The 22,876-nt window shown below is 73.4% G+C and carries 15 protein-coding genes; 7 read left to right on the forward strand and 8 right to left on the reverse strand.

All coding sequences use genetic code 11. From position 1 onward, the window contains the following. Window positions 1–22 precede the first annotated feature (22 nt). From K7G61_RS32360 to K7G61_RS32385, 6 genes are all read right to left on the reverse strand, one after another. Window positions 23–1,237: a Gfo/Idh/MocA family protein gene (locus K7G61_RS32360; protein WP_225850688.1), complete on the reverse strand. Its 1,215-nt coding sequence runs from the start codon at window positions 1,235–1,237 to the stop codon at window positions 23–25. After that, window positions 1,234–2,136, reverse strand: coding sequence for a carbohydrate ABC transporter permease (locus K7G61_RS32365; RefSeq protein WP_225850689.1), 903 nt, complete (start codon window positions 2,134–2,136; stop codon window positions 1,234–1,236). Before K7G61_RS32365 ends, K7G61_RS32360 begins: the two co-directional genes overlap by 4 nt. Beyond that, window positions 2,133–3,080 carry a carbohydrate ABC transporter permease gene (locus tag K7G61_RS32370; RefSeq protein WP_225850690.1) on the reverse strand — a complete coding sequence of 316 codons (948 nt, stop codon included), beginning with the start codon at window positions 3,078–3,080 and terminating at the stop codon, window positions 2,133–2,135. The genes K7G61_RS32365 and K7G61_RS32370 overlap by 4 nt, the downstream gene beginning before the upstream one ends. Window positions 3,081–3,219: 139 nt before the next feature. Continuing rightward, window positions 3,220–4,947 (reverse strand): L-arabinonate dehydratase, encoded by a 1,728-nt coding sequence (araD, locus tag K7G61_RS32375; RefSeq protein ID WP_225850691.1) that lies wholly within the window; start codon window positions 4,945–4,947, stop codon window positions 3,220–3,222. After that, complete coding sequence (locus K7G61_RS32380; protein ID WP_225850692.1) at window positions 4,944–5,867, reverse strand: dihydrodipicolinate synthase family protein; 924 nt, start codon at window positions 5,865–5,867, stop codon at window positions 4,944–4,946. The genes araD and K7G61_RS32380 overlap by 4 nt, the downstream gene beginning before the upstream one ends. Continuing rightward, complete coding sequence (locus K7G61_RS32385; protein WP_225850693.1) at window positions 5,864–6,520, reverse strand: GntR family transcriptional regulator; 657 nt, start codon at window positions 6,518–6,520, stop codon at window positions 5,864–5,866. The genes K7G61_RS32380 and K7G61_RS32385 overlap by 4 nt, the downstream gene beginning before the upstream one ends. A gap of 446 nt (window positions 6,521–6,966) precedes the next feature. Here K7G61_RS32385 and K7G61_RS32390 point away from each other — a divergent pair, with 446 nt between their 5' ends. Continuing rightward, entirely contained in the window at window positions 6,967–8,331 is a 1,365-nt protein-coding gene (locus K7G61_RS32390; RefSeq protein WP_225850694.1) for a sugar ABC transporter substrate-binding protein, read from the forward strand. A gap of 185 nt (window positions 8,332–8,516) precedes the next feature. On the opposite strand, the gene K7G61_RS32395 is transcribed toward K7G61_RS32390, so the two are convergent. Further along, window positions 8,517–9,035, reverse strand: a complete 519-nt coding sequence (locus K7G61_RS32395; protein ID WP_225850696.1) for a hypothetical protein — start codon at window positions 9,033–9,035, stop codon at window positions 8,517–8,519. 220 nt (window positions 9,036–9,255) lie between these two features. Between K7G61_RS32395 and K7G61_RS32400 the strand changes: the two genes are divergently transcribed. Beyond that, complete coding sequence (locus K7G61_RS32400) at window positions 9,256–13,944, forward strand: cation-translocating P-type ATPase (protein WP_225850698.1); 4,689 nt, start codon at window positions 9,256–9,258, stop codon at window positions 13,942–13,944. 69 nt (window positions 13,945–14,013) lie between these two features. Here K7G61_RS32400 and K7G61_RS32405 read toward each other — a convergent pair whose 3' ends face one another. Then, a complete protein-coding gene (locus K7G61_RS32405; RefSeq protein ID WP_225850700.1) occupies window positions 14,014–15,942 on the reverse strand; it encodes a cellulase family glycosylhydrolase in 1,929 nt (642 codons plus the stop codon). A gap of 876 nt (window positions 15,943–16,818) precedes the next feature. Between K7G61_RS32405 and K7G61_RS32410 the strand changes: the two genes are divergently transcribed. The 5 genes from K7G61_RS32410 to K7G61_RS32430 are packed head-to-tail and all read left to right on the forward strand — an operon-like array spanning window position 16,819 to window position 22,750. After that, window positions 16,819–18,492, forward strand: coding sequence for an ABC transporter substrate-binding protein (locus tag K7G61_RS32410; RefSeq protein WP_225850702.1), 1,674 nt, complete (start codon window positions 16,819–16,821; stop codon window positions 18,490–18,492). Window positions 18,493–18,544: 52 nt separating this feature from the next. Next, window positions 18,545–19,528, forward strand: a complete 984-nt coding sequence (locus K7G61_RS32415) for an ABC transporter permease (protein ID WP_225850704.1) — start codon at window positions 18,545–18,547, stop codon at window positions 19,526–19,528. After that, a complete protein-coding gene (locus K7G61_RS32420; RefSeq protein ID WP_225850705.1) occupies window positions 19,525–20,502 on the forward strand; it encodes an ABC transporter permease in 978 nt (325 codons plus the stop codon). The genes K7G61_RS32415 and K7G61_RS32420 overlap by 4 nt, the downstream gene beginning before the upstream one ends. Then, window positions 20,499–21,677 carry an ABC transporter ATP-binding protein gene (locus K7G61_RS32425; RefSeq protein WP_225850707.1) on the forward strand — a complete coding sequence of 393 codons (1,179 nt, stop codon included), beginning with the start codon at window positions 20,499–20,501 and terminating at the stop codon, window positions 21,675–21,677. Before K7G61_RS32420 ends, K7G61_RS32425 begins: the two co-directional genes overlap by 4 nt. Further along, window positions 21,674–22,750, forward strand: coding sequence for an ABC transporter ATP-binding protein (locus K7G61_RS32430; RefSeq protein ID WP_225850709.1), 1,077 nt, complete (start codon window positions 21,674–21,676; stop codon window positions 22,748–22,750). The genes K7G61_RS32425 and K7G61_RS32430 overlap by 4 nt, the downstream gene beginning before the upstream one ends. The last annotated feature ends 126 nt before the right edge of the window (window positions 22,751–22,876 follow it).

Here is a 22,876-nt window from a genome sequence, read left to right on the forward strand (position 1 = left end):
GGCCCGGCGCGCCCCCGGCCGATCAGCCGCCGGTGGCCGAACGCGCCCGGCCGGTGAGCGCCCAGGACACACCGAGTTCGGAGTACAGCCGCAGGTGCTCGGCCGCCGCCTCCACCGCCGCGTCGATGCCGGGCACGACCCTGCGCGGCGTGCCGTCCTCGCCCGTCGCGGGGCGCCAGGCGCCCTCGGGCAGCGCGAGGGGGTCAGGGGCCCGCCGGACGGCCTCGGCGACCTTCATGAACGCGCCGGCCGCCTCGGGCGGGACCAGCAGCGGGGCGCGCCGGGTCAGATGCGCCACGAGGTTCTCCAGCAGGTCGGTACGGCCGTGCACGACCTCGCCGGGACCGTGCCCGGCTCGCTGGAGCAGGACGCGGTCCTGCTTGTACCACAGCGTGATACGGCCGCGGCTGCCGTGGACGAGGACGTACGGTTCGCCGGGGGCCTGCGCGCACAGGGTCGCCGCGACGACGACGGTGCTCCCGCGCGTGGTGGTGATCCGTACGCAGGAGGTGTCGTCGGCCTCGATGTCGTTGGCGCGGAAGAGTTCCGTCTCCACCGCGGCCACGTCGCCGCCGCCGGTGCCGCCGTCGAGTGCCAGGGCGGTGGCGACGGCGTGCGCGAGGGGGTTGGTGAGGGCTCCGTCCGTCACGTCCGCGCCGTCGAGACGGCGGCGGCCCGCCCAGGGGGCGCGGCGGTAGTAGGCCTCGTCGCGCGCCCACGCGCCCGCCGCGCCGATGCCCGTGACCTCCCCGATCGCGCCGTCGGCCAGGAGTCGCCGGATCGCGGGGAGCGCGGCGGACCCGAGCGACTGGAAGCCGATCTGGCAGGCCACGCCGGCCGCCGCCACGCCGTCGGCGATCCGCCGGAACTGCGCCCAGGAGGGTGCGGGCGGCTTCTCCAGCAGCAGGTGCACTCCGCGCCGGGCCGCGGTCAGCGCGAGCTCGGTGTGGGTGGCGATGGGTGTGCAGACGACGGCGACGGCGGCGCCGGTGTCCTCCAGCAGCGCCGCGAGGTCGGCCGACTGCGCCACCGGACCGAAGCCGTCGAGTTCCCGCTCGTCCAGCGGCTGAAGCTCGCACACGCCGGCGAGCCGCACGAGGCCTTTCGCCTGCAGGCGGCGGATGTTGGCCAGGTGCCGGCGGCCGTGGCCCCGCGCGCCGGCGAGGACGAGGGGAACGGGGAGGCGGGGCGAGGGGCCGCGGACGGCGGCGGCAGGGGTGTCCACCGAATCGCTCATCCCTTCACCGCCCCCGCGCTGAACCCGCTGATCAGCCATTTCTGGATGAAGGCGAAGACGAGGACGACGGGGACGGCCGCGATCACACCGCCGGCCGCCAGGGCGCCGAGGTCGACGCTGTCGCCGCCCATGAGGGTGTTCAGGCCGACCGGGATGGTCTGCTTGTCCGGGTCGCTGAGGAACATCAGGGCGAACAGGAAGGCGTTCCAGCTGTGCACGAACGCGAAGGAACCGACCGCGACAAGGCCGGGGCGCAGCATCGGCAGCACCACGATCCGGAAGGCGCGCATCCGGCCGCAGCCGTCGACCCAGGCGGCCTCCTCGAGGGAGTAGGGGACGTTCCTGACGAAGCCGCTGATCAGGATGAGCGACAGCGGCAGTTGGAAGACGGTCTCCGCGATGACCACGCTGCCCAGCGAGTTGATCATCCGCAGCTTGGCGAAGATCTCGAACAGCGGTACGAGCATCAGCGCGCCCGGGATGAACTGCGAGCACAGCAGTGCCAGCATGAAGGCGCGCTTGAGGCGGAAGGTGAAGCGTGCGAGCGCGTAGCCGCCGGCCAGGGCCACCACGGTGGTCATCACCAAGGTGGCCACACCGACGATCACGCTGTTCTCGAAGTAGATCCCGAAGCTGCGGTCGGTCCACACCTTCCGGAAGTGGTCGAAGGTGACCGGCCAGGGCAGCAGCGAGGTGGAGCCGTCCGGCCGCAGGGCGAACAGCAGCAGCCAGTAGAACGGGACGAGCGTGAAGAGCAGGTACAGGCCCAGCGGGAGGTAGATCTGCCAGCGGGGGACCTCGTCCCAGGCACGGCGGCGGCGCGCGGGCGGTACGGGGGCGGCGGGCGGGGCCGCGGAAGCGGCGGCGGACGCGGGGGCGGGGGCGTTCCCGGTGATCACCGCTCGTCACCCCCGAACTTGCTGAGCCGCAGATAGACCATCGAGCAGAACAGCAGGATCACGAAAGCGACGGACGTCAGCGCGCTGGCGTAGCCGAAGTCGTGGGAGTTCACCGCGATGTTCGCGATGCGCAGGGGCAGCGTGGTCGTCTCGCCTGCCGGGCCGCCGCCGGTGAGTGTGTAGAGCAGGTCGACGTTGTTGAACTCCCACACCGCGCGCAGCAGCGTGGCCAGCACGATCGCGTCCCTCAGATGCGGCAGTGTGATGTGCAGGAATTGCCGCACCCGGCCCGCCCCGTCGACCTCGGCGGCCTCGTACAGGTCCTTGGGCACGGACTGCAGGTCGGCGAGGACGAGGATCGCGAAGAAGGGGACGCCGCGCCACAGTTCCGCGACGACGGCGGCCAGGAAGACGGTACCGGTGTCGGACAGCCAGGACGTGCCGTACGAGCCGGCGCCCATGTCGGCGAGATAACGGGTGATGCCGGTCTGGGAGTTGTACAGCAGCAGCCACACGGTCGAGGTGACGACGCCGGAGACCGCCCACGGGGAGAAGACCATGGCGCGGGCCACGGCTCGGCCGAGGAAGGTCTGGTTGATCAGCAGGGCCAGCGCGAGCCCCAGCAGCAGTTGCAGCGCGACCTCGACGGCCACCCATTTGAAGGTGAAGCCGAGCGAGGACCAGAACTGGGGGTCGTCGGTGAGTGCCGTCCTGAAGTTCCCCAGGCCCGCGAAGCCGTTGCGCCACGGCTTGGTGGGGTTGTAGTGCCGCAGGCTGTAGTAGAAGACGTCGGCCACCGGGTAGGCGATGAAGCCCAGCATCAGCAGGGCGGCCGGCGCGATCAGCAGGTACGGCAGCCGGCGCGGCGTCGTGCCCGCGCGGCGCCGCCGGGGCGCCCGGGCCTGCCGCGGCGGTGGTTCCGCCACGGCTGCTGTGTGGGCCATGACCTTGCTCCGTTCTGGGTTCCGGGCGGGTGGGGGGACGAGCGGGCCGCAAGCGCTTTCTGCACGGGTGCGGGCGGGCGTCCCGGCCGGATGCCGCGGTCGGACGGGACGGCCGGCGCGGGGGCGGCCCGCGCGGGGGTCAGCCGGCGTAGGGGTCGGGCACGTGACCCGGCCGTGCCAGGAAGCCGAAGTCGCAGCCGGTGTCCGCCTGGGTGATCTGCTCGTTGTAGAGCGCGCCGTAGCCCCGCTCGTACCGCACCGGCGGCGGGGTCCAGCCCGCCCTGCGCCGCTCCAGTTCGTCGTCGTCCACTTCCAGGCGCAGGCTGCGGGCCGCGACGTCGAGGGTGATCAGGTCGCCGGTGCGCACCAGGGCCAGCGGTCCGCCGATGTACGACTCCGGCGCCACGTGCAGCACGCACGCGCCGTAACTGGTCCCGCTCATGCGCGCGTCGGAGATCCGCACCATGTCGCGCACGCCCTGCTTGAGCAGGTGGTCCGGGATGGGCAGCATCCCGTACTCGGGCATGCCGGGGCCGCCCTTGGGGCCGGCGTTGCGCAGCACCAGCACGCTGTCCGCGGTGATGCCGAGCTCCGGGTCGTTGATGGTCCGCTGCATCTGCCGGTAGTCGTCGAAGACGACCGCGGGTCCGGTGTGCTTGAGCAGGTGCGGCTCGGCGGCGATGTGCTTGATGACGGCGCCGTCGGGGCACAGGTTGCCGCGCAGGACGGCGACGCCGCCCTCGGGGGCGACGGGGTTGCCGCGGGGGCGGATGACGTCGTCGTCGTGCACGCGCGCGGACGCCAGCTGCTCGCGCAGCGTGTCGTGCGCGACGGTGGGCCGGTCCAGGTGCAGCAGGTCGGGGATCCGGGACAGGAAGCCGGGCAGGCCCCCGGCGAAGTGGAAGTCCTCCATCAGGTACTTCCGGCCGCCCGGGCGGACGTTGGCGAGCACCGGCACGGTCCGCGCGACGCGGTCGAAGTCGTCGAGGGTGAGACGGATGCCGGCGCGGCCGGCCATGGCGATCAGGTGGATCACGGCGTTCGTCGAGCCGCCGAGGCCGAGGACCGTGGTCACCGCGTCCTCGAACGCCTCGGGGGTGAGGATCGCGGACAGCCTGCGGTCCTTGTTCACCAGGTCGACGGCGGTCCGCCCGGCCGCGGCCGCCATCCGCTCGTGTCCGGAGTCGACCGCGGGGATGCTGGACGCGCCGGGCACGGTGACCCCCAGCGCCTCGGCCGCGGCGGTCATGGTGGACGCGGTCCCCATGGTCATGCAGTGCCCGGGCGAGCGCGCGAGGCCGCTTTCCAGCTCGGCGATCTCGCAGTCGCCGATCAGGCCGGCCCGCCGGTCGTCCCAGTACTTCCACATGTCGGTGCCGGAGCCGAGGACCTCGCCCCGCCAGTGTCCCGGCAGCATCGGGCCGGCCGGCACGAACACCGCCGGCAGGTCGACGCTCGCCGCGCCCATCAGCAGCGCGGGCGTGGACTTGTCGCAGCCGCCCATCAGCACGGCGCCGTCCACGGGGTACGAGCGCAGCAGTTCCTCGGTCTCCATCGCGAGCATGTTGCGGTAGAGCATCGGGGTCGGCTTCTGGAAGGTCTCGCTCAGCGTGGCGACCGGGAACTCCAGCGGGAAGCCGCCCGCCTGCCACACCCCGCGCTTGACCGCCTGGGCCCGCTCGCGCAGGTGCACATGGCAGGGGTTGATGTCCGACCAGGTGTTGAGGACCGCGATGACGGGCTTGCCCAGGTGCTCCTCGGGCAGGTAGCCGAGCTGGCGGGTGCGGGCCCGGTGGCTGAAGGAGCGCACTCCCCCGGCGCCGTACCACTGGTGGCTGCGCAGGTCCTCGGGGCGGCGGGCGGTCATATGGACCACCCGGCCACGATCGCCGCGACCTCGGCGCGCTCGGCCGGCGGCAGCACCTTGCTGGGCACGCGCACGTCGCGGCGGCACAGTCCCAGGCAGGCCAGGGCCTCTTTCACCACGGTCACGTTGTTGGCGGAGCCGTGCGCGGCGCGCAGTTCCTCGAAGCGGCGGATGCGCTCCCACACTCTCATCGCCGCCGGGTAGTCGCCGGCCCGCAGCGCCCTGAGCATGTCGAGCGGCAGCGACGGGGCGACGTTGACCAGCCCGGAGGTGAAGCCGGTGGCGCCGGCGGAGAAGTACGAGGGGGCGTACGGCTCGGCGAGGCCTGCCACCCACACGAAGCGGTCCAGGCCGGCGTCGCGGGCGAAGGCGGCGAAGTGGGCCGCGTCGGGTACCGCGTACTTCACGCCGACGACGTTGGGGCACGCCTGCCCGAGCTCGGCCAGGCGCGCGCCGGTCAGCCGGGCGTTGCGGACGTACGGTACGACGCCCAGGTCGGGGACGGCCTCGGCGACGGCCCGGTGGTAGTCGACCCACCCGGCCTCGGAGACGTAGGGGTGCACCGGCTGATGGACCATCACCATCTGCGCGCCCGCGTCGCGCGCGTGCCGGGCCGCGGCGACGGCGGTCGACACGTCGTGGCCGACGCCGACGACCACGGTGGCGCGGCCGGCGCCCTCCTCGACGGTCAGCTCGGTGACGGTACGCCGCTCGCCGGGGGTCAGGGCGTAGAACTCGCCGGTGTTGCCGTTCGCGGTCAGGACCCGTACGCCGCCGTCGAGCAGGCGGCGCAGCAGGATCCGGTGGGCGTCGCGGTCGACGGTGCCGTCCTCGGCGAACGGCGTCACCGGGATCGCCACCACGTCGGCCAGCGCCGCCCGCTGCGCCTGGTAGGTCCGGGTCGGATACGTCGCTGTCATGCCTGATCGTCCTCTTCCTGGGTCTCGGGGAAGGCCCGTCGCACGAACGACGCCATGTGCGCGCGCAGCGCGCCGGCCGCGCCGTCCGCGTCGCCGTCCAGGCACAGCCGGAGGATCACCCGGTGCTCGTCGGCCTCCCGCTCCCACGACGGTTCGGCCGCCCAGGCGACCGTCGAGACCAGTGCCGCCTGGTCCCTCAGCTCGTCGAGCATCCGGCCGAGCAGCGGGTTGCCGCACGGCAGGTACAGGGCGCCGTGGAACTCCCGGTTGGCCAGGGAGCGTTCGGCGGGGTCGGTGGCCCGGTCCGCTCGGCGCAGGGCCTCGGCGGCCGCGTCGAGCGGTGCGCCCCGCCGCACCGCCCGGCGCACCGCCTCGGGTTCCAGCAGCAGCCGCACGTCGTACACGTCCCGGGCCATCCCCGCGTCCACCAGGCGGACGGTGACGCCCTTGTACTGGCTCATGACCACCAGGCCCGTGCCGGCCAGTGTCTTGAGCGCCTCGCGTACGGGCGTCTTGGACATCCCGAAGCGCGCGGCCAGCTCGGTCTCGACCAATGCCTGCCCCGGCCGGAGTCGACCGGTGAGGATGCCGTGCTTGATGCCTTCGAGCACATACTGCGTACGGGAGGGCACCGGGGCGGGGACGGAGGTCATGAGGGCCTCAGATATCGCGTATGGCGTCTCATATATGACGCGCCGACTAATGGGTCGACGGTAAGAGCCGCCTCCCTGATCGGTCAACAGCCCGGACGAAATCCGCCCGGGAACCGCCTCCCCGCGTCAACACCCGTCCGCGGGGCTCGCGTCGCGGCGGCCACCCCCCAATTTCGCAACCGCCGTTGACGAATGCGAGCGCCCCCTCCTACCTTCGTCGGTGACCCGCTTCGTACGTCATATATGAAGTACGTTCCAGCCCGGGGTCGGCCGCCGCGTGCGCCGCGGCGCCCACCCGGCGCACCCGCACCGCACCCGTACCGGCTCCGCGACAGCGTGCCCGACCCCGGTCGGGCGGCCGGCCCCGGGGTGCACCCGTGTCCGCACGCCGGCGACCGGCCCCCGCAAGGGCCGGTCGGGCGCCGTTCGTCCTTTTGGGAGCCACCATGACGCGCCTTCGGAGCAAGCGCTTTCTATCCTCGGCGGGCAGGGGCCGCCCTCGCGCGGCGGCGGCTCTCGCCCTGACCGCGGCCCTCGCGCTGACCGCCACGGCCTGCGGGGACAGCGGCGGCTCCTCGGGCGGCAAGGGCGACGAGGGGTCGGGCAAGGGCCGGATCACGTTCTGGGACAGCAACGGCGGGGTCCGCACCGAGGTGTGGAAGCAGATCATCGGGGACTTCGAGAAGAAGTACCCCGACATCGAGGTGAAGTACGTCGGCATCCCCCAGACCGAGGCCCAGTCCAAGTTCGACACGGCCATCCAGGCCGGGGGGCTGCCGGACGTCGGCGTCGTGGGGACGGCGATGCTCGCCGGGATCGCCGCGCAGGGGGCACTGGACCCGCTCGACCGGCGCTACGCCAAGAGCTCGCTGAGCGGCAGGATCAACCCGCTGCTGATCAAGAGCGTCGAGTCGGCGGCCGGCGGCGACACGATGTACACCGTCCCGACCTCCGTCAACAACGGCGTGCTGTACTACCGGACCGACCTGTTCAAGGCCGCGGGGCTCGACGCGCCCACCACCTGGCCGAAGTTCTTCGAGGCCGCCGACAAGCTCACCGACAGCAGCCGCAACAGGTTCGGCTACACCATCCGCGGCGGCGCCGGCTCCATCGCGCAGGCGCTGGACGCGATGTACGGGCAGTCCGGCATCACGCAGTTCTGGAACGGGGACAGGACGACCGTCAACGACCCGAGGAACGTCGCCGCGCTGGAGAAGTACGCCGGCCTGTACAAGAAGGACACCCCGGCGGCCGACCTCAACAACGACTTCACCAAGATGGTCGCCCAGTGGGACTCCGGGCAGATCGGCATGCTCAACCACAACCTCGGCTCGTACCAGAACCACGTGAAGGCGCTCGGCGCGGGCAGGTTCCGCGGCCTGCCCGATCCGACGCTGCCCGACGGCAGCCGGGTGATGGTCTCCAACCCGGTCGACGGCCTGGCCCTGTTCAAGCCGAGCAAGAACAAGGCCGCGGCCTGGAAGTTCATCGAGTTCGCGGCCTCGCACGAGTCCAACAGCAAGTGGAACGAGTCGGCCGGACAGATCCCGGCCAATACGGAGGCCGCCAAGGACGCCTGGGTCCAAAGCTCCGAGCCGACCCGGCTGGCCGCCGACGCGCTGTTCGGCGGCAGGACCACGATCGTGCAGCTTCCGTACTACCTGCCCGACTGGAACACCATCAGCAAGTCGGACAACGAGCCCGCCTTCCAGAAGGTGCTGCTGGGCCGCACGAGCGCCAAGGACTTCCTCGACACGCTCGCCGGCCAGCTGAACAAGGCCCAGTCGGAGTGGCGGTCCCGCGCCAAGTGACGACCCGTGCCCGTACGGGGTGACGGTCCGCCGCCACTGTTATGGGCGCGGCGGACCGGGAACGCGTAGCGCCGTCGCCGGACCGGCGACGGCGGTACGGGTGGCGGTACGGGTGGCGGGCCGGGCGAGCCCTCGGCCCGGGCGGCCCGCCGGCGGGCGCAACCGCCCGGGGCGGGCGCGGGGACCTACTTCGCGGCGCGGCCGGAGTGGCCGTCGGCGGCACCGTCGGCGGGGCCGACCGCGCCCCCGCGGCGCAGCACCGCGTAGCCGACGCCGATGCCGACAGCCACCGGCCACTCCAGGACCCCTGCCACGCCGAGGGCGCCGAGCCCCAGGTAGAGGGGCAGTCCGCCCTTGGCCGGCAGCACCTTCTGCGCGGTGACGACCGGTACGGCGACCGCCTTCTTGGCGGCTTCGGTGGCGCGTTCGACCGGCAGGGTGATGGTGACGTCGTGCGGGTGCGGCGGATGCAGGTGCGCGTGTCCGCCGCCGCCCGCGCGCCGGGCGCGGGCCTTCGTGTCCGGCGCCTTGGTGTCCGATGCGGTCGACGCCTTGGACGCGGACGACGCCTTCGCGCCGGACGGCGCCTTGGTGGCCCGCGCCTTGGTGGTCGACGCCTTCGTGGCCGGTGCCTTGCCGCGCGGCGTCCGCTTGCCGGGTGCCTTGCCGGCCTTGCCCGTCGTCCGCTTGGTGGGGGTCGTCATGGCGATTCCTTCCTCTGGCCCTCTTCGACGCGAATCCCGCCCCGCTTCCCAGGATTATCCCTTTTATGGCTTAGATTCTCTTTGTCGCCGCAGATGTCCGCGCAGGCGTCACCGATGCCGCCGTCGACCGCCGTGCCGGTCCGGCGCGGGCGCCGGTGTCGGCTTCGGAGGCTGGAACGGGGGTTGCCCGGTGCTGTCGTCCTTGAGTGCGCTGACGTCCTTGAGTGCGTTCCGCAACGCCGGCGTGCCGGCGGTGCCGGCCCTGGTGGACGCGGGCGGCGTGCTGCTGCGCCGCGGCGGACACGCGATGGGCCGCGCGGGCCGCGCCCTGGGGAGCGTGCCCGGGGACCTGGCGGAAGCCGCGGCGGTCCTGGCGGACGCGGGGCGGCGGCGCGAGCGGCGCCGGGTGTGGACCCGTACCGGCAGGGCGCACATCGAGGTGCGCGGCATGACCGGTCACGGCGAGGGGCACGAGCGGCTGAGCCGCGATCTGACCCGGGCGGTGCGCGCCGTGGAGGGGGTGCGGTGGGCCGAGGTCAACGCGGTGCTCGGGCACGTGGTGGTCGAACTGGACGAGGACCAGGTCGCGCTGGACGACGTACTCGACCTGGTGGAGCAGGTGGAGGAGGCGCACGGCAGCGGTGACGAGGGGTTCGCGGGGACGCGGCCGCCGCTTCCGTTCGAGTCCGGTCCCGCGGCTCTGGCCAAGGCGTCGCTCGTCGCCGACTGCCTGGGGCTCGCGGTGGCCGCGGCCCGGCAGATCACCCCGCTGCCCTCCTTCCCGGTCGCGCTGCGCGTGCCGGTCGTGCTCGCGCAGACCCAGCCGCGGGTGCGGCACCTGCTGCGGGAGCGGCTCGGCGCGCCGAACGCGGAAGCGGTGCTGGCGCTGTCGGGCGCCTTGGTGCACGCGCTGACCGACGGCGTGGCGCCGGTCGCCCTCGACGCGCTCCAGCGGATCTGGCACCTGGCCGAGATCCAGGAGCGGCGCACGGTCTGGGACCGCCGGGAGCACGAGCTGGTGCTCGGCGGCGCCGGCCTGCGCCCTCGCGTCGGCGAACGGCCGCCCCGGCCGGCGCCGCTGCCCGACGGGCCGGTGGAAAAGTGCGGGAACCTGACGTCGCTGGCCGCGCTGGTGGGTGCGGGCGGGCTGCTGGCGGCGACGGGAAGCGCCGACGCCGCCGCGCACGCGATCCTGGCCACCGCGCCCAAGGCGGCGGCCATGGGGCGTGAGGCGTTCTGCGCGTGGCTGGGCCGCGACCTGGCCCGCGGCGGTGTGGTGCCGCTGGACTCGGGCGCCCTGCGGGTGCTGGACCGGGTGACGACGGTCGTCATCGACTCGGCCGCGCTGTGCACCGACCGCCCCCGGCTGCTGTCGGCCACCGCGGCCGGCGACCTGGACGAGGCCGGTGTGTGGAGCGCCGCGCACGACGCCCTGGCCGGCCGCCGCCTGGCGGACCTCGCGGGCCGCGGGCCGTGGGGCGGGAACGGCTGGCGGCTGGTGCGCGCCCCGGGGGCCGACACGCGGCCGCCCGACGACCCGGCGGGGCTGCCACTGGACCTGTACGGCGCGGACGGCCGCCGCCAGGGGTTCGTTCTGGTGGGCTGCGACCTGGACCCGCTCTGCGACGCCCTCGTGGGCGCGGCCCGCTCGGGCGGCAGCCGTCTGCTGCTCACCGAGCACACGGGAGTCGCCGAACTGCTGCCCTGGGCCGACCGGGTGGTCCCGGCAGGCACGGACGTGGCCGAGGAGGTGCGGCGGCTGCAGGAGGGCGGCGAGGTCGTCCTGGTGGTGACTCCCGCCGACGACCACGCCCTGGCCGCGGCGGACGTCGGTGTGGGGCTGCTGCCGCGGCCCGGGACCGTACGACCGGTGTGCTGGTCGGCGGATCTGCTGTGCGGGCCCGGCCTGGCGCAGGCCTGGCGGGTGCTGACCGCGGTCGAGGCCGCGCGCCGGGTCAGCGGGAAGTCGGCGCACCTGTCGATGGGCGGTTCCGCGCTCGGCGGCCTGATCGCCGCCACGGGCCGCCGCCGCACCCGCCCCGGCCTCACCAACTCGCCGGTGTACGGGGCCGCGCTGCTGGCCCAGCTCGGCGGGGTGGGTACGGCCCGCGGCCTGGCCGGGCAGCCGCTGCCGCCGGCTCGGGTACGCGGTGCCTGGCACGCGCTGGGCGCGCGGGAGACGCTCGGCGTCCTGAGCACGGTGAGCGGCCGCGACGAGGGCGAAGGCCGCGTTCACGACGGCGGGGGCCGGCCCGAGACGACCGGGGACGGCTCCCGCCTGCCGCTCGGCCCGCTGCCCGCCGTCGTCGCCCCCCTGGTCGGCGGCATCGGCCGCGCGGCCGAGATCACCGGGCTGGCCTCCGCCGTCCGGGTGGGCGCGCGCCTTCCGGGAGCGGTGCGCGAGGAGCTGCGCGACCCGCTGACCCCGGTGCTGGCGCTCGGCGCCGCGGCCTCCGCGACCGTCGGCTCCACCGTCGATTCCGCCCTGGTCGCCGGGGTCATGGCCGGCAACGCGCTGATCAGTGGCGCCCAGCGGGTGCGGGCGGAACAGGCGCTGCGCGGCCTGCTGCTGACGCAGGAGCACACCGCCCGCCGGGTGCGCTGGACGCCGCCTTCCGCCGCGTCGGTCCCGGACCGGGAGCGGTTCTTCGCCGGGCTGGACGGCGCGCCTCAGGAGAAGATGGGGGCCGACGAGCTGCGGCCCGGGGACGTCGTGGCGCTGGGCCCGTCGGACATCGTGCCCGCCGACGCGCGGATCCTGGTGTGCGACCGCCTGGAGGTGGACGAGGCGAGCCTGACCGGTGAGGCCGCGCCGGTGACGAAGGACCCGCGGGCGACGCCCGGCGCCGAACTCGCCGACCGCTCCTGCATGGTGTACCAGGGCTGCACGGTCCTGGCCGGGACCGGTTACGCCGTCGTGGTCGCCACCGGCGCGCAGAGCGAGGGCGGCCGGGCCGCCGAGCTGGCGGGGGCGGCGACCGTGCCGGCCGGCATCGAACGGCACCTGGCCGCCCTGTCCAAGGCGGCGCTGCCGTCCGTCGGCGTCGGCGGGGCCGCGGTCACCCTGCTGGGGTTGCTGCGCGGGGTGCCGGTCCGCGAGGCGCTGGCCTCCGGCGTGGCGGTCGCGGTGGCCGCCGTTCCCGAGGGGCTGCCGCTGGTCGCCACCGTGGCCCAGTCCGCGGCCGCCCGCAGGCTGTCGCGGCACGGCATCCTCACCCGCTCCTCGCGGGTGCTGGAGGCCCTGGGCCGGGTGGACACCGTGTGCTTCGACAAGACCGGCACCCTCACCGAGGGGCGGCTGGCCGTGACCCGCCTGGCCGCCGTCGACCACGAACTGGACCCGGACACGCCGGCGGGGCGGCACTTGCTGCGCACGGCGGCGCGGGCCTGCCCGCAGGACACGGGGGGCCGCGCCTTCACCCACGCCACCGACCGGACGGTCACCGACGCCGCGGCCGCCCACTGCCCGCCCGACGACGGCTGGCGGCTGACCGCCGAGCTGCCCTTCGAGACCAGCCGCGGCTACTCCGCCTCCGCGGGCACCGAGGACGGCCGCCCCCGCCTGGCGGTCAAGGGCGCCCCGGAGACCGTGCTGGACCGCTGCGCGTCGGTGGTCTCCGGGACCGGCGGGGCGAACGGCGAGGCGGCCGGCGGCGGTACGGGCCCGGGCTCCGTCGTACCGCTGTCCCCCGCCCGGCTGCGCGCGGCGCACCGCCTGGTGCGGCGGCTGGCCGACGACGGGCTGCGGGTGCTGGCCGTCGCGCAGGCCGAACCGCGCCGGGCGGTACGGTCGGCGGACGACGTGCCGCCCCTGGTGCGGGACCTGACCCTGCTCGGCTTCCTGGCCATCGCCGACACCGCGCGGCCCGGCGCGGCGGAGGCGGTGAAGAACCTGGCGAACGCCGGCGTGCGCCTGACCATGATCACCGGCGACCATCCGGCGACCGCCGCCGCCATCGCCCGCGACCTGGGCATCCCGCAGTCCGGAAGCGTGCTGACCGGGCCGGAACTGGACGGGCTGCCCGAGCGCGCCCGGGTGGAGAAGGTGGCCCGCACCACCGTGTTCGCGCGCGTGTCGCCCGAGCACAAGGTGCGTATCGTGCAGGACCTGCGGCGGGCCGGGCACGTGGTGGCCATGGTGGGCGACGGCGTGAACGACGCGGCGGCCATCCGGCTGGCCGACGTCGGCATCGGCCTGTCGGCGCACGGCTCGGCGTCCGCCCGCGCCGCCGCGGACCTGGTGCTGACCGATCCCGATCCGGCTCGCCTGCTGGACGCCCTGCGCGAGGGCCGGGCCCTGTGGCGCAGCGTCCGCGACGCCGTCGGCATCCTGGTCGGCGGCAACGCCGGGGAGGTGGCGTTCACGGTGCTCGGCACGGCGCTGTCGGGCCGGGCCCCGCTTGGCACCCGCCAGTTCCTGCTGGTCAACATGCTCACCGACATGCTGCCCGCGCTGGCCGTGGCGCTCGCCCCGGCGCGTGGCACGCGCTCGGGCGAGGAGCCTCCCGCCGCCGGTCCCGCGCCCTCGCTGCTGGGCCGGGACATCGCCCGCGTGCTGGCCGTGCGCGGCACCGCCACCGCCCTCGGCGCGACCGGCGCGTGGCAGATCGGCCGGATGACCGGCCGCGGCCGGCGGGCCTCCACGATGGGGCTGGCCGCGCTGGTGGGCACGCAGCTGGGCCAGACCCTCATCACGGACTGGCACAGCCCGCTCGTCCTGGCCACCGCCGGTGCCTCCACGGCCGCGCTCGTCGGCATCGTGCAGACCCCCGGGGTGAGCCACTTCTTCGGCTGCACCCCGCTCGGCCCGGTCGCGTGGACCACCGTCGGCGCCTGCTCGGCGACGGCGACGCTCGCGGCCGCCGTGGCCCCGCGCGTCCTGCCGCGCCCGGAGCCCGCCGGCGCCTGACCCGGCACGCGGGGCCCGCCCAGGCCGACACGGCCTTCGGCGCCGGCGGCGGGGCAGGGCCGCCCGCGCTCAGGCGGGGCGCAGTTCCAGCACGCGCACCCCGTACGGCGGCAGCGCGACCGCGTCGGCCGGTGCGCCGTCCAGCTCGTGCAGCGAGCCCGCGGTGACGACCGGCTTGACGGACAGGTCGGAGCGCGACTGGCTGACCAGCCACACGAACGTCCGCCCGTCCTCGTGGACCAGGCGGTCCACGCTCACCCGGGAGTCGGCGACGGTGACGGGCCTGCGCACCCCGGCGTGCACCGCCAGGGCGTCGTACAGCGTGCTGGTGTCCTCCGGGTTGGCCCGGGGCGTGACCGCCGCCATGTGCTCGATCGGGTAGGTGCACAGCACGACCGCGCCCTCGCCCACCCGGCGCAGCAGCAGGGCCGGGCGGCCGTGGGCGTCCTTGGCGAGCACCTGCGCGCCGTCGGGCACCACCGGCAGGAACACCTTGCTGCTCGCGGTGCCCGCGGCGGGGAACACCAGCCGGGCCCCCTCGGGGAGGTCGCCGAAGGCCCGGGTGAAGGTGAGGACGACCTCGTCGTCCTCGATCGGGTTCACCAGGCCGTACTCCAACTGGTGCCGGACGCCGAACAGTTCGTCCAGGTTCGCGTACCAGGGCCCGCGCTGTTCGTCGTGGCTGCCGGGGCAGTACGAGACGTAGACCGTGGCGCCCTCGCGGGCGCGGTCCTCCAGTTCGTACCAGGTCGGCGCGAGCAGTTGCTTGGTGGCGGGCAGCAGGTACAGGCGCGCGTCGCGGGTGAGCCCGTCGCTCTCCCGGGTGACCGCCGGGGCGAGGTCGGCGAGCCGTCCGGCCACCCAGGACTGGCGGGCGGCCGAGTAGACGTGCGCCCGGTCCTCGGGGCGGGTGAAGGGGTACTCGGTGTCCAGGAAGGAGGAGACCACCAGCGCGGTGTCGCTGTCCGGGCGGTGGGTGCGCCCGAAGTCGACCCGCTCCAGGACCGCGGCGAAGTCCTTGACCTCCAGCAGTTGCGGCTTGGGCCGGCCGTGCCTGTCGACGAGACCGAAGTGCATCTCGAAGGGGTGGTGCAGGTACGGCGGCTGGCGCAGCAGGTCGTCGTAGTCGGTATTGTTCCAGGCCACCCAGCCGGTGGCGCCGGCCAGCAGGCTGTTGTGCAGCACCTGCCGGTAGTAGTGGGCGGCGTTCGGGCCGGAGACGAAGTCGGAGGTGACGCCGAACTCCTCCAGCACCACCGGGCGGCCGAAGGTGCCGCTGAGTTCGCAGACCCAGGCGGCCGCGTAGTGCTGGCGGACCGGGTCGTCCTCCATCCGGTACACGTGCGGCCCGAGGAAGTCGCAGATCTGCGCGCTGTGGCGGACCGAGAAGCCGTTCTCGTGGCCGGTGTTCTCCAGGCCCCAGGCGCCGTCGCCGAGCGAGACCGGCTGGGTGCCGCCCGCCGCGTGCACGGCGTCCACGACGATCTGGGCCCAGGAGGAGACGGCGTCCCGGTCCCGGGTGGCGTCGCCGTAGATCGGCATCTCGTTGGACACCAGCCAGCCCGCGACCGCCGGGTGGTCCTTGTAGCGGCGGACCATCTCGCCGGCGAACCACGCCTGGCGGGCCACCAGCCACACGTCGGAGTACAGGTCGCGCCCGCCCCGCCAGGCGGGATCCCAGTTCTCGCCGGACATGTGGCCGACGATGAAGGTCGGGATGGTGCTCATGCCCAGCGCCCGGTGGCGGTCGAGGAAGTCGGCGAAGCGCGCGCACATGTCCTCGGCCACGGTGTAGGGGGTGGGCATGAAGTCCGGCCAGTAGTAGAAGGACCGGGTGACGTTCATGCCGTGGGCGCGCAGGGCCCGCAGTTCCTCCTCCACGACCGCCGGGTCGTAGGAGCGCCACATCAGCGGGCCGCCGGTACGGGACCAGTAGTTGGCCCCGAGCCAGGTGACCGGCTTTCCGTCGGCGGTGAGCCGGGCGGAGTTGCGAAGCATGGGCGGTGATCCCTTCGACGGATACGGGTGGCGGGTCGGCGTGCGCGCGGCACTCGCAAGGGGTGCCCGCGCGGCCCGGCGGTACGGCCGGTATTGCACGCGGATGCGCCGAGGCCGCCCGCCCAATCGCTGACCGGCACCGTGCGCGGGCGGGGGCTGCTTCGGTGCGCGGCTTCCGAACGGGTGGTTGAGGACGGCTCCACGGACCGGTTTTCGTGGTCGGCACAGGGATGCAATCACTCGACCGGTTCAGCGTCAAGGCTGCGATACCCGCCAGGACGTCGCCGTTGACCCGCGGACCGGGCACTGGGCCGCGATCAGTGGCCTGGACCTGTCGCTCAGCGGGTTCGCGAGGGCAGCCGGGGTACCGGTGGGACCGCGCCGCGGTGCGGTGAAGTCGGGCCATATGCGGTTGTTCGGAAAACCGGTTCAGGTCGCGGAGCGCTTGACCGGCAGCGGGTGTGCGAGCCCGCGCCGGAGAATGGTGCGCAGTATTGACACCGTGTTTCCGAGGGCTCTAATTTTTCGGCACGGCACAGGCCACGGCGGGGAAGCCAACCGACTCCGGCCGGAACCGGAGCCGTGAACGTTCCGACCGAGCCCGGGAGGAGGGTGGCAACCGTCGTCCCGCGCACGGCGGAAGACCATCGACCGGCGGAACCGCCCCCGGGCGTGACCGATCGGCGGCGCCGGCGGTGTCCCAGGTGTGCGGACATCGTTGTCGGCCTGCCCGGGCCGCCCCGTGCCCGGTCGCCGGCGCCCGCCCGGCGCCACCACCGGCGCCGCGGTCGGCGCCGCCCTCGTAACTCCCGCGCAGGACCGGCCGCCCGGCCGTGCCCGCCGCCGTCCGCCTCGCCCACCGAACAAGGGGATCCGATGAACGTCAGCAGAGCGGCCCGCGTCCGCCTCGTCGCAGCATGCGCCGTCATGGCCCTCGGCGCCACGGCCGCGTGCAGCAGCAGCAGTTCGGGCAAAGGGGCGGCCGACGGTGTCATCACCGTGACCGGCACGACCGGCAATCTGGTGGCGAACTTCAACCCCTTCTCACCGAGCGCGCTCATCCCCACCCACGGTCTGCTGTACGAGCCGCTGTTCCACTACAACCAGGCCAAGGCAGGCGACGTCCAGCCGTGGCTGGGCACCTCGTACACCTGGTCCGACGGCGGGAAGACGCTGACCATCAAGATCCGCCCCGACGCCAAGTGGAACGACGGCAAGCCGTTCACCAACAAGGACGTGGCGTACACCTTCGAACTGCCGATGAAGAACAAGGACTTCGACCAGTTCGCGCTGGGCCTGACGGACGTGTCGACCTCCGGCACCGACACCGTCGTGCTGAAGTTCGCACAGTCGGCGTACACCAAGGAGTACTTCGTCCTGGGCAAGGTGGACATGCTGCCGGAGCATGTCTGGTCCGCGATCCCCGACGCCCAGAAGAAGACGATCGTCAACAAGAACCCGGTCGCCACGGGGGCGTGGACGGTGCAGTCCGTGCAGCCGATGTCGATGACCCTGCAGGCGCGCACGGACTACTACTTCAAGGGCCTGCCGAAGTTCAAGCAGGTGCGCTACCTGTCGTTCTCGGGCAACAACGGCTCGAACGCGGCGACCGAGGCCGGCAAGATCGACTGGGGCGGCGGTTTCATCCCCGACATCGACAAGAACTACCTCGCCAAGAACCCCAAGTTCGACCTGGTCAACCTGCCGCTGGCGACCACCATGCTGATACCGAACGCCAGGTCCGGCCCGACGGCGGACCCCAATGTGCGCAAGGCGATCAGCGCCGCGATCGACCGGGACTTCATCAGCAAGGCCGTCTACAGCGGGCAGGCCGGGCCGAGCAACCCGATGGGGCTGCTGCTGCCCAACTTCCAGTCGGTGCTGGACCCGTCGCTGAAGGACGCCGCGTTCGACACCCCTGACAAGGTGGCCGGATACCTCACCGCGGCCGGCTACACCAAGGGCGGTGACGGCTCCTGGTCCAAGGACGGCAAGAAGCTGTCGCTCACCCTGGAGACGGTCGCCGGCTGGACCGACTACATCAGCACCGGGCAGATGCTCAAGCAGCAGCTGGCCAAGTCCGGCATCGGCCTGACCGTGACCGCGGTGGCGTACAACCAGTTCACCGCCGACCAGTACGGCGGCAAGTTCCAGATGCTGATCAGCAGCCAGGGCTTCACGCCGGTGCCGTACTCCTACTACGACCAGATGCTGGACAGCCGGGTCGCCCCGAAGGACGGCAGGCCCAGCACGGTCGGCAACTTCGGCGGCTACTCCAACCCGCAGGTCGACGCGGCCCTGGACGCCATCGCGGCCACGCCCGACGTGTCGAAGCAGCAGCCGTACTTCAACCGGATCGAGCAGGCCTTCAAGGCCGACATGCCGGTGATACCGCTGTTCAACGCGCAGGACGAGCAGGAGTTCAACGGCAACCACGTCACGGGCTACCCGACCAAGGACAACCCGTACGCCGGCGCCGCGATCTGGCTCGCGATGGACTCCGGCTGGGTCGCGGCGCGGATCGCGCCCGTCACCGGCGGCAAGCAGTAGCGCCCGGCTCCCGGTCCACCGCCGATCGTCCAGGGCAAGGAGCACCCCCGGCATGCGGTTCATCTTTCGAAAACTCGGCTTCTACCTGATCGCCGCGTGGGTGGCGGTCACCCTCAACTTCGTCCTGCCGCGCCTGATCCCCGGGAACCCGGTGGACATGATCCTGGCCCGGCAGGCGCAGCAGGGACAGGTGCCGCCGAGCGAGAAGCAGACGCTGGAGAAGATGCTGGGGCTCAGCCACGGCAGCATCCTCAGCCAGTACTGGGACTACCTGTCCTCGGTCGCGCACCTGAGGTTCGGGCTGTCGATCACGTACTTCCCGACGCCCGTCTCGCACATCCTGCGGTCGTCGATGCTGTGGACGCTGGGCCTGGTCGGCACGGCCACCGTGATCAGCGCGGTGCTCGGCATCGGTCTGGGCACGGTGGCCGGCTGGAAGCGCGGCACCTGGCTGGACTCACTGGTGCCCGCCACCACCTTCCTGGCGGCGATCCCGTACTTCTGGGTGGCGCTGCTGCTGATCTACCTGTTCACGCAGGTGTGGACGGTCTTCCCGGACCAGTTCTCCTACGATCCCGCGCTGTCGATCGGCTGGTCGGGCCAGTTCGTGTCCTCCGTGCTGCGGCACGCGCTGCTGCCCGCGATCACCATCGTGCTCAGCTCGGTGGGCGGCTGGCTGCTCGGGATGCGCAACATGATGGTCTCCACGCTGTCCGAGGACTACGTCTCGGCGGCCGAGGCCAAGGGGCTGCGCCCGCGCACCATCATGCTCGGCTACGCGGCGCGCAACGCCGTCCTGCCCTCGGTGGCCGGCTTCGCGATCTCCCTGGGGTTCGTGATCAGCGGCAGCCTGGTGATGGAGATGGTGTTCTCCTACCAGGGCATCGGCTACCAACTCCTGCAGGCGGTCGGCAACAACGACTATCCGCTGATGCAGGCCATCTTCCTCGTCATCACCTTCGCCGTACTGGCCGCCAACTTCCTGGTGGACGTGCTGTACGGCTTCATCGACCCGCGAACGAGGCCGGCCCGATGACCACCGCAGACATCACTTCCGCAGCTCCGGTCGGGACGCCGCCGCCGCTGCCCGCCCGCTCGGGGCGCGGCCCGGCCGCGGCCCTGAGCCGGACCTGGCGCACCGTACGCCGCTCACCGCGGCTGATGATCGGGCTGATCGTGATCGGCCTGTTCGTCCTGACCGCGCTCGTCGGCCCGTTCTTCGCCGGCGATCCCAACGGCCTGAGCCTGGACCTGGCGCAGCCGCCGTCCGGCGCCCACTGGCTGGGCACCACGGAGACCGGTCAGGACGTCTTCGACCAGCTCATCGTCGCCACCCGGGCCTCGCTGCTGATCGGCGTCGCCGCGGCGGCGCTGTCCACCGCGGTGTCGGTGGTGATCGGCATCGGCGGCGGCTTCCTGGGCGGCTGGGCCGACGAGACACTGTCCATGATCAGCAATGTCTTCCTGGTCATCCCGGGCCTGCCGCTGGTCATCGTGATCTCCTCGTACACCAAGGGGGGCAGCGTGATGGCCACCATCGGGGTCATCGCGATCACCTCCTGGGCCGCGCCCGCCCGGGTGCTGCGCGCGCAGACGCTGTCGCTGCGCACCCGCGACTACGTGCTGGCGGCCCGGTTGTACGGGGAGCGGCGCTGGCGGGTGGTCCTGGTGGAGATCCTGCCGAACGAGGCGGCCATCATCGTCTCGCAGTTCATCTTCGCGGTGATCTTCGCCATCCTCACCCAGGCGGGCCTGGCGTTCCTCGGTCTGCAGGACCCCAGCAGGCTGACCTGGGGCAGCATGCTGTACTTCGCGCAGAACGCCGAGGCGCTGTCCAGCGGTTCGTGGTGGTGGTTCGTGCCGCCGGGGCTGTGCATCGCGGTGTTCGGCGCTGCCATGTCCCTGATCAGTTTCGGGCTCGACGAGGTGCTCGATCCCAAGTTGCGGGTTTACCGCCCCGCCAAGCTCCCCCGCCGGGGGCTGTCCGAGCGACAGGAGGCCGCCCGATGAGCGCCACCGCCACCGGTACGACGGACCCGGCCGGCGCCGCCGCGCCGCGCGAGGCCCCCGTGGTGCTGCGGGCCGATGACATCCACGTCGAGTACGACGGCGAACAGGCCACCCGGGCGGTGCGTGGCGTCAGCCTGCGCCTGCACCGCGGCGAGGTACTGGGCATCGCGGGCGAGAGCGGCTGCGGCAAGTCGACACTCGCGTACGCGATCACCCGGATGCTCAAACCGCCCGCGCGGATGACCGGCGGCACCGTCGTCTTCGGTGAGGGCGACGGCGGCGCAGGGAGCGGAGGAGGGGGTGACGCGGGGGGCGGCGGCGGTGAGGGCGGCGGGATCAACCTGCTCGGCCTGGACGACGAGCAGTTGCGGGCCTTTCGCTGGAGCCGGCTGTCCATGGTGTTCCAGAGCGCGATGAACGCGCTCAACCCGGTCACCACGGTGGGCCGCCAGTTCGACGACATCTTCCGGGCCCACCTGCCGGACCTGCCGAAGGAGGACCGCGCGCGGCGCACCCGCGAGCTGCTGGAGATGGTCGGCATCGACGCGGACCGGGCCCGCAGCTTCCCGCACGAGCTGTCCGGCGGCATGCGCCAGCGTGTCGTCATCGCGATGGCGCTGGCCCTGAAGCCGGACGTCGTCATCATGGACGAGCCGACCACCGCCCTGGACGTCGTCGTGCAGCGCGAGATCCTCGACGAGATCGAGCGGCTGCGCGAGGAACTGGGCTTCAGCGTCATCTTCATCACCCACGACCTGAACCTGCTGATGGAGATCAGCGACCGGCTCGCGGTGATGTACGCGGGGCGCGTCGTGGAGTACGCCCCCGCCGAGCACCTGGCCGGCCGGGCCGCCCATCCGTACACCCAGGGCCTGCTGCGTTCCTTCCCGGACCTGACCGGGCAGCGGCGCGAACTGCGCGGCATCCCCGGCTCGCCGCCCGACCTGCGCGGCGAACTGCCCGGCTGCGCCTTCGCCGACCGCTGCCCGGACGCCTTCGAGCCCTGCCGTACGGTGGCGCCGCGCCTGCTGGAGGTGTCCGACCGGCCGGGGCCGTGGACCGCGGCCTGCCACCTGCACGACCCGGACCACCGCCCGCGGGAGGCCGGGCCCGACACCGACGCCACCCCTTCGCCCTCGCCCTCGCCCTCGCCCGACGAAGGAACCGCACCGTGAGCGCACTCGAAGTCCGCGATCTGACCGTCGAGTACGCGGCGGCGCGCGGCAAGCCGTTTCGCGCGGTGGACAGCCTGTCGTTCTCGCTGGACGCGGGGCGGACGCTGGCCCTGGTGGGCGAGAGCGGCAGCGGCAAGTCCAGCGTGCTCAGGGCGCTGTCCCGGCTGGTGCGGCCGGCCGCGGGCAGCATCCTGCTCGACGGCCGGGAGCAGGTGCGGGCCCGGGAGTACCGCAGGGCGGTGCAGATGGTCTTCCAGGACCCCTTCGCCTCCCTGAACCCCTCGCACACCGTGGACCACCACCTGCGCCGCCCGCTGCTGGCGACCGGGCGGGCCCGGCGCGGCGAGCAGGCCGACGAGGCGGTCGCCGAACTGCTGCGGCAGGTCAACCTCACACCGGCCGCCGACGTGGCCCGCAAGCGTCCGCACGAGCTGTCCGGCGGTCAGCGCCAGCGCGTGGCCATCGCGCGGGCGCTGGCCCCGGAGCCGAGCGTGCTGCTGGCCGACGAGCCGGTCTCCATGCTGGACGTGTCGATCCGGCTGGAGATCCTCAACCTGCTGGACCGCCTCAAGCGCGACCGCCGGCTGGCGCTGCTGTACGTCACCCACGACCTGGCCACGGCACGGCACTTCTCGGCGGACATCATGGTGATGTACCGCGGTCAGGTCGTCGAGCGAGGGCCCAGCGACCAGGTGATCCTGGACCCGCGGCACCCGTACACCCGGCTGCTGGCCGCCGCGGCCCCCAGCACGGCGGCCACCCGCGAGCAGATCCGCGAGGCCCGCCGGGTGCGCCAGGCCGCCCGGGCGCGGCGCGACGCCGAACGGCGGGAGATCGTCGTCGGCGACGGCTGCCGCTTCCGGCCGCGCTGCCCCTTCGCGATGGACGTGTGCGCCCAGCGGCCCCCGGAGGTGCCCGTCCCCGCGCCGTCCGGCGGCGACGGCGGCCACCGCGCGCTGTGCTGGCTGTACGCGGAGGGCGCCCCGGCGGCTCCGGAGGCTCCGGCAACCGAGGCAGCCGGGACGGCCGCGTCCCGTGCGGGCGACGGCGACCGGGGCGGGGCGCCGGCCTGACACCCGCCCGGCCCCGGACGGGCCCGCCCCCGGCCGTGGGTCCGGCCGGGGGCGGGCGCTTTCGCGTGCGCACGACGTGTCGTGGTGTGTGACGTGCCGTGGTGTGTCACGTGTGGTGAGGTGTCG

Origin of the sequence: Streptomyces sp. HPF1205 (assembly GCF_020400825.1) — a bacterium.
Lineage (GTDB): Bacteria > Actinomycetota > Actinomycetes > Streptomycetales > Streptomycetaceae > Actinacidiphila.

Coding starts and splice junctions, on each gene's coding strand:
- K7G61_RS32420 (WP_225850705.1), top strand. CDS start 19,525: ATGACCACCGCAGACATCACTTCCGCAGCTCCGGTCGGGACGCCGCCG.
- K7G61_RS32395 (WP_225850696.1), bottom strand. CDS start 9,035: ATGACGACCCCCACCAAGCGGACGACGGGCAAGGCCGGCAAGGCACCC.
- K7G61_RS32425 (WP_225850707.1), top strand. CDS start 20,499: ATGAGCGCCACCGCCACCGGTACGACGGACCCGGCCGGCGCCGCCGCG.
- K7G61_RS32415 (WP_225850704.1), top strand. CDS start 18,545: ATGCGGTTCATCTTTCGAAAACTCGGCTTCTACCTGATCGCCGCGTGG.
- K7G61_RS32380 (WP_225850692.1), bottom strand. CDS start 5,867: ATGACAGCGACGTATCCGACCCGGACCTACCAGGCGCAGCGGGCGGCG.
- K7G61_RS32405 (WP_225850700.1), bottom strand. CDS start 15,942: ATGCTTCGCAACTCCGCCCGGCTCACCGCCGACGGAAAGCCGGTCACC.
- K7G61_RS32390 (WP_225850694.1), top strand. CDS start 6,967: ATGACGCGCCTTCGGAGCAAGCGCTTTCTATCCTCGGCGGGCAGGGGC.
- K7G61_RS32385 (WP_225850693.1), bottom strand. CDS start 6,520: ATGACCTCCGTCCCCGCCCCGGTGCCCTCCCGTACGCAGTATGTGCTC.
- K7G61_RS32360 (WP_225850688.1), bottom strand. CDS start 1,237: ATGAGCGATTCGGTGGACACCCCTGCCGCCGCCGTCCGCGGCCCCTCG.
- K7G61_RS32370 (WP_225850690.1), bottom strand. CDS start 3,080: ATGGCCCACACAGCAGCCGTGGCGGAACCACCGCCGCGGCAGGCCCGG.
- araD (WP_225850691.1), bottom strand. CDS start 4,947: ATGACCGCCCGCCGCCCCGAGGACCTGCGCAGCCACCAGTGGTACGGC.
- K7G61_RS32410 (WP_225850702.1), top strand. CDS start 16,819: ATGAACGTCAGCAGAGCGGCCCGCGTCCGCCTCGTCGCAGCATGCGCC.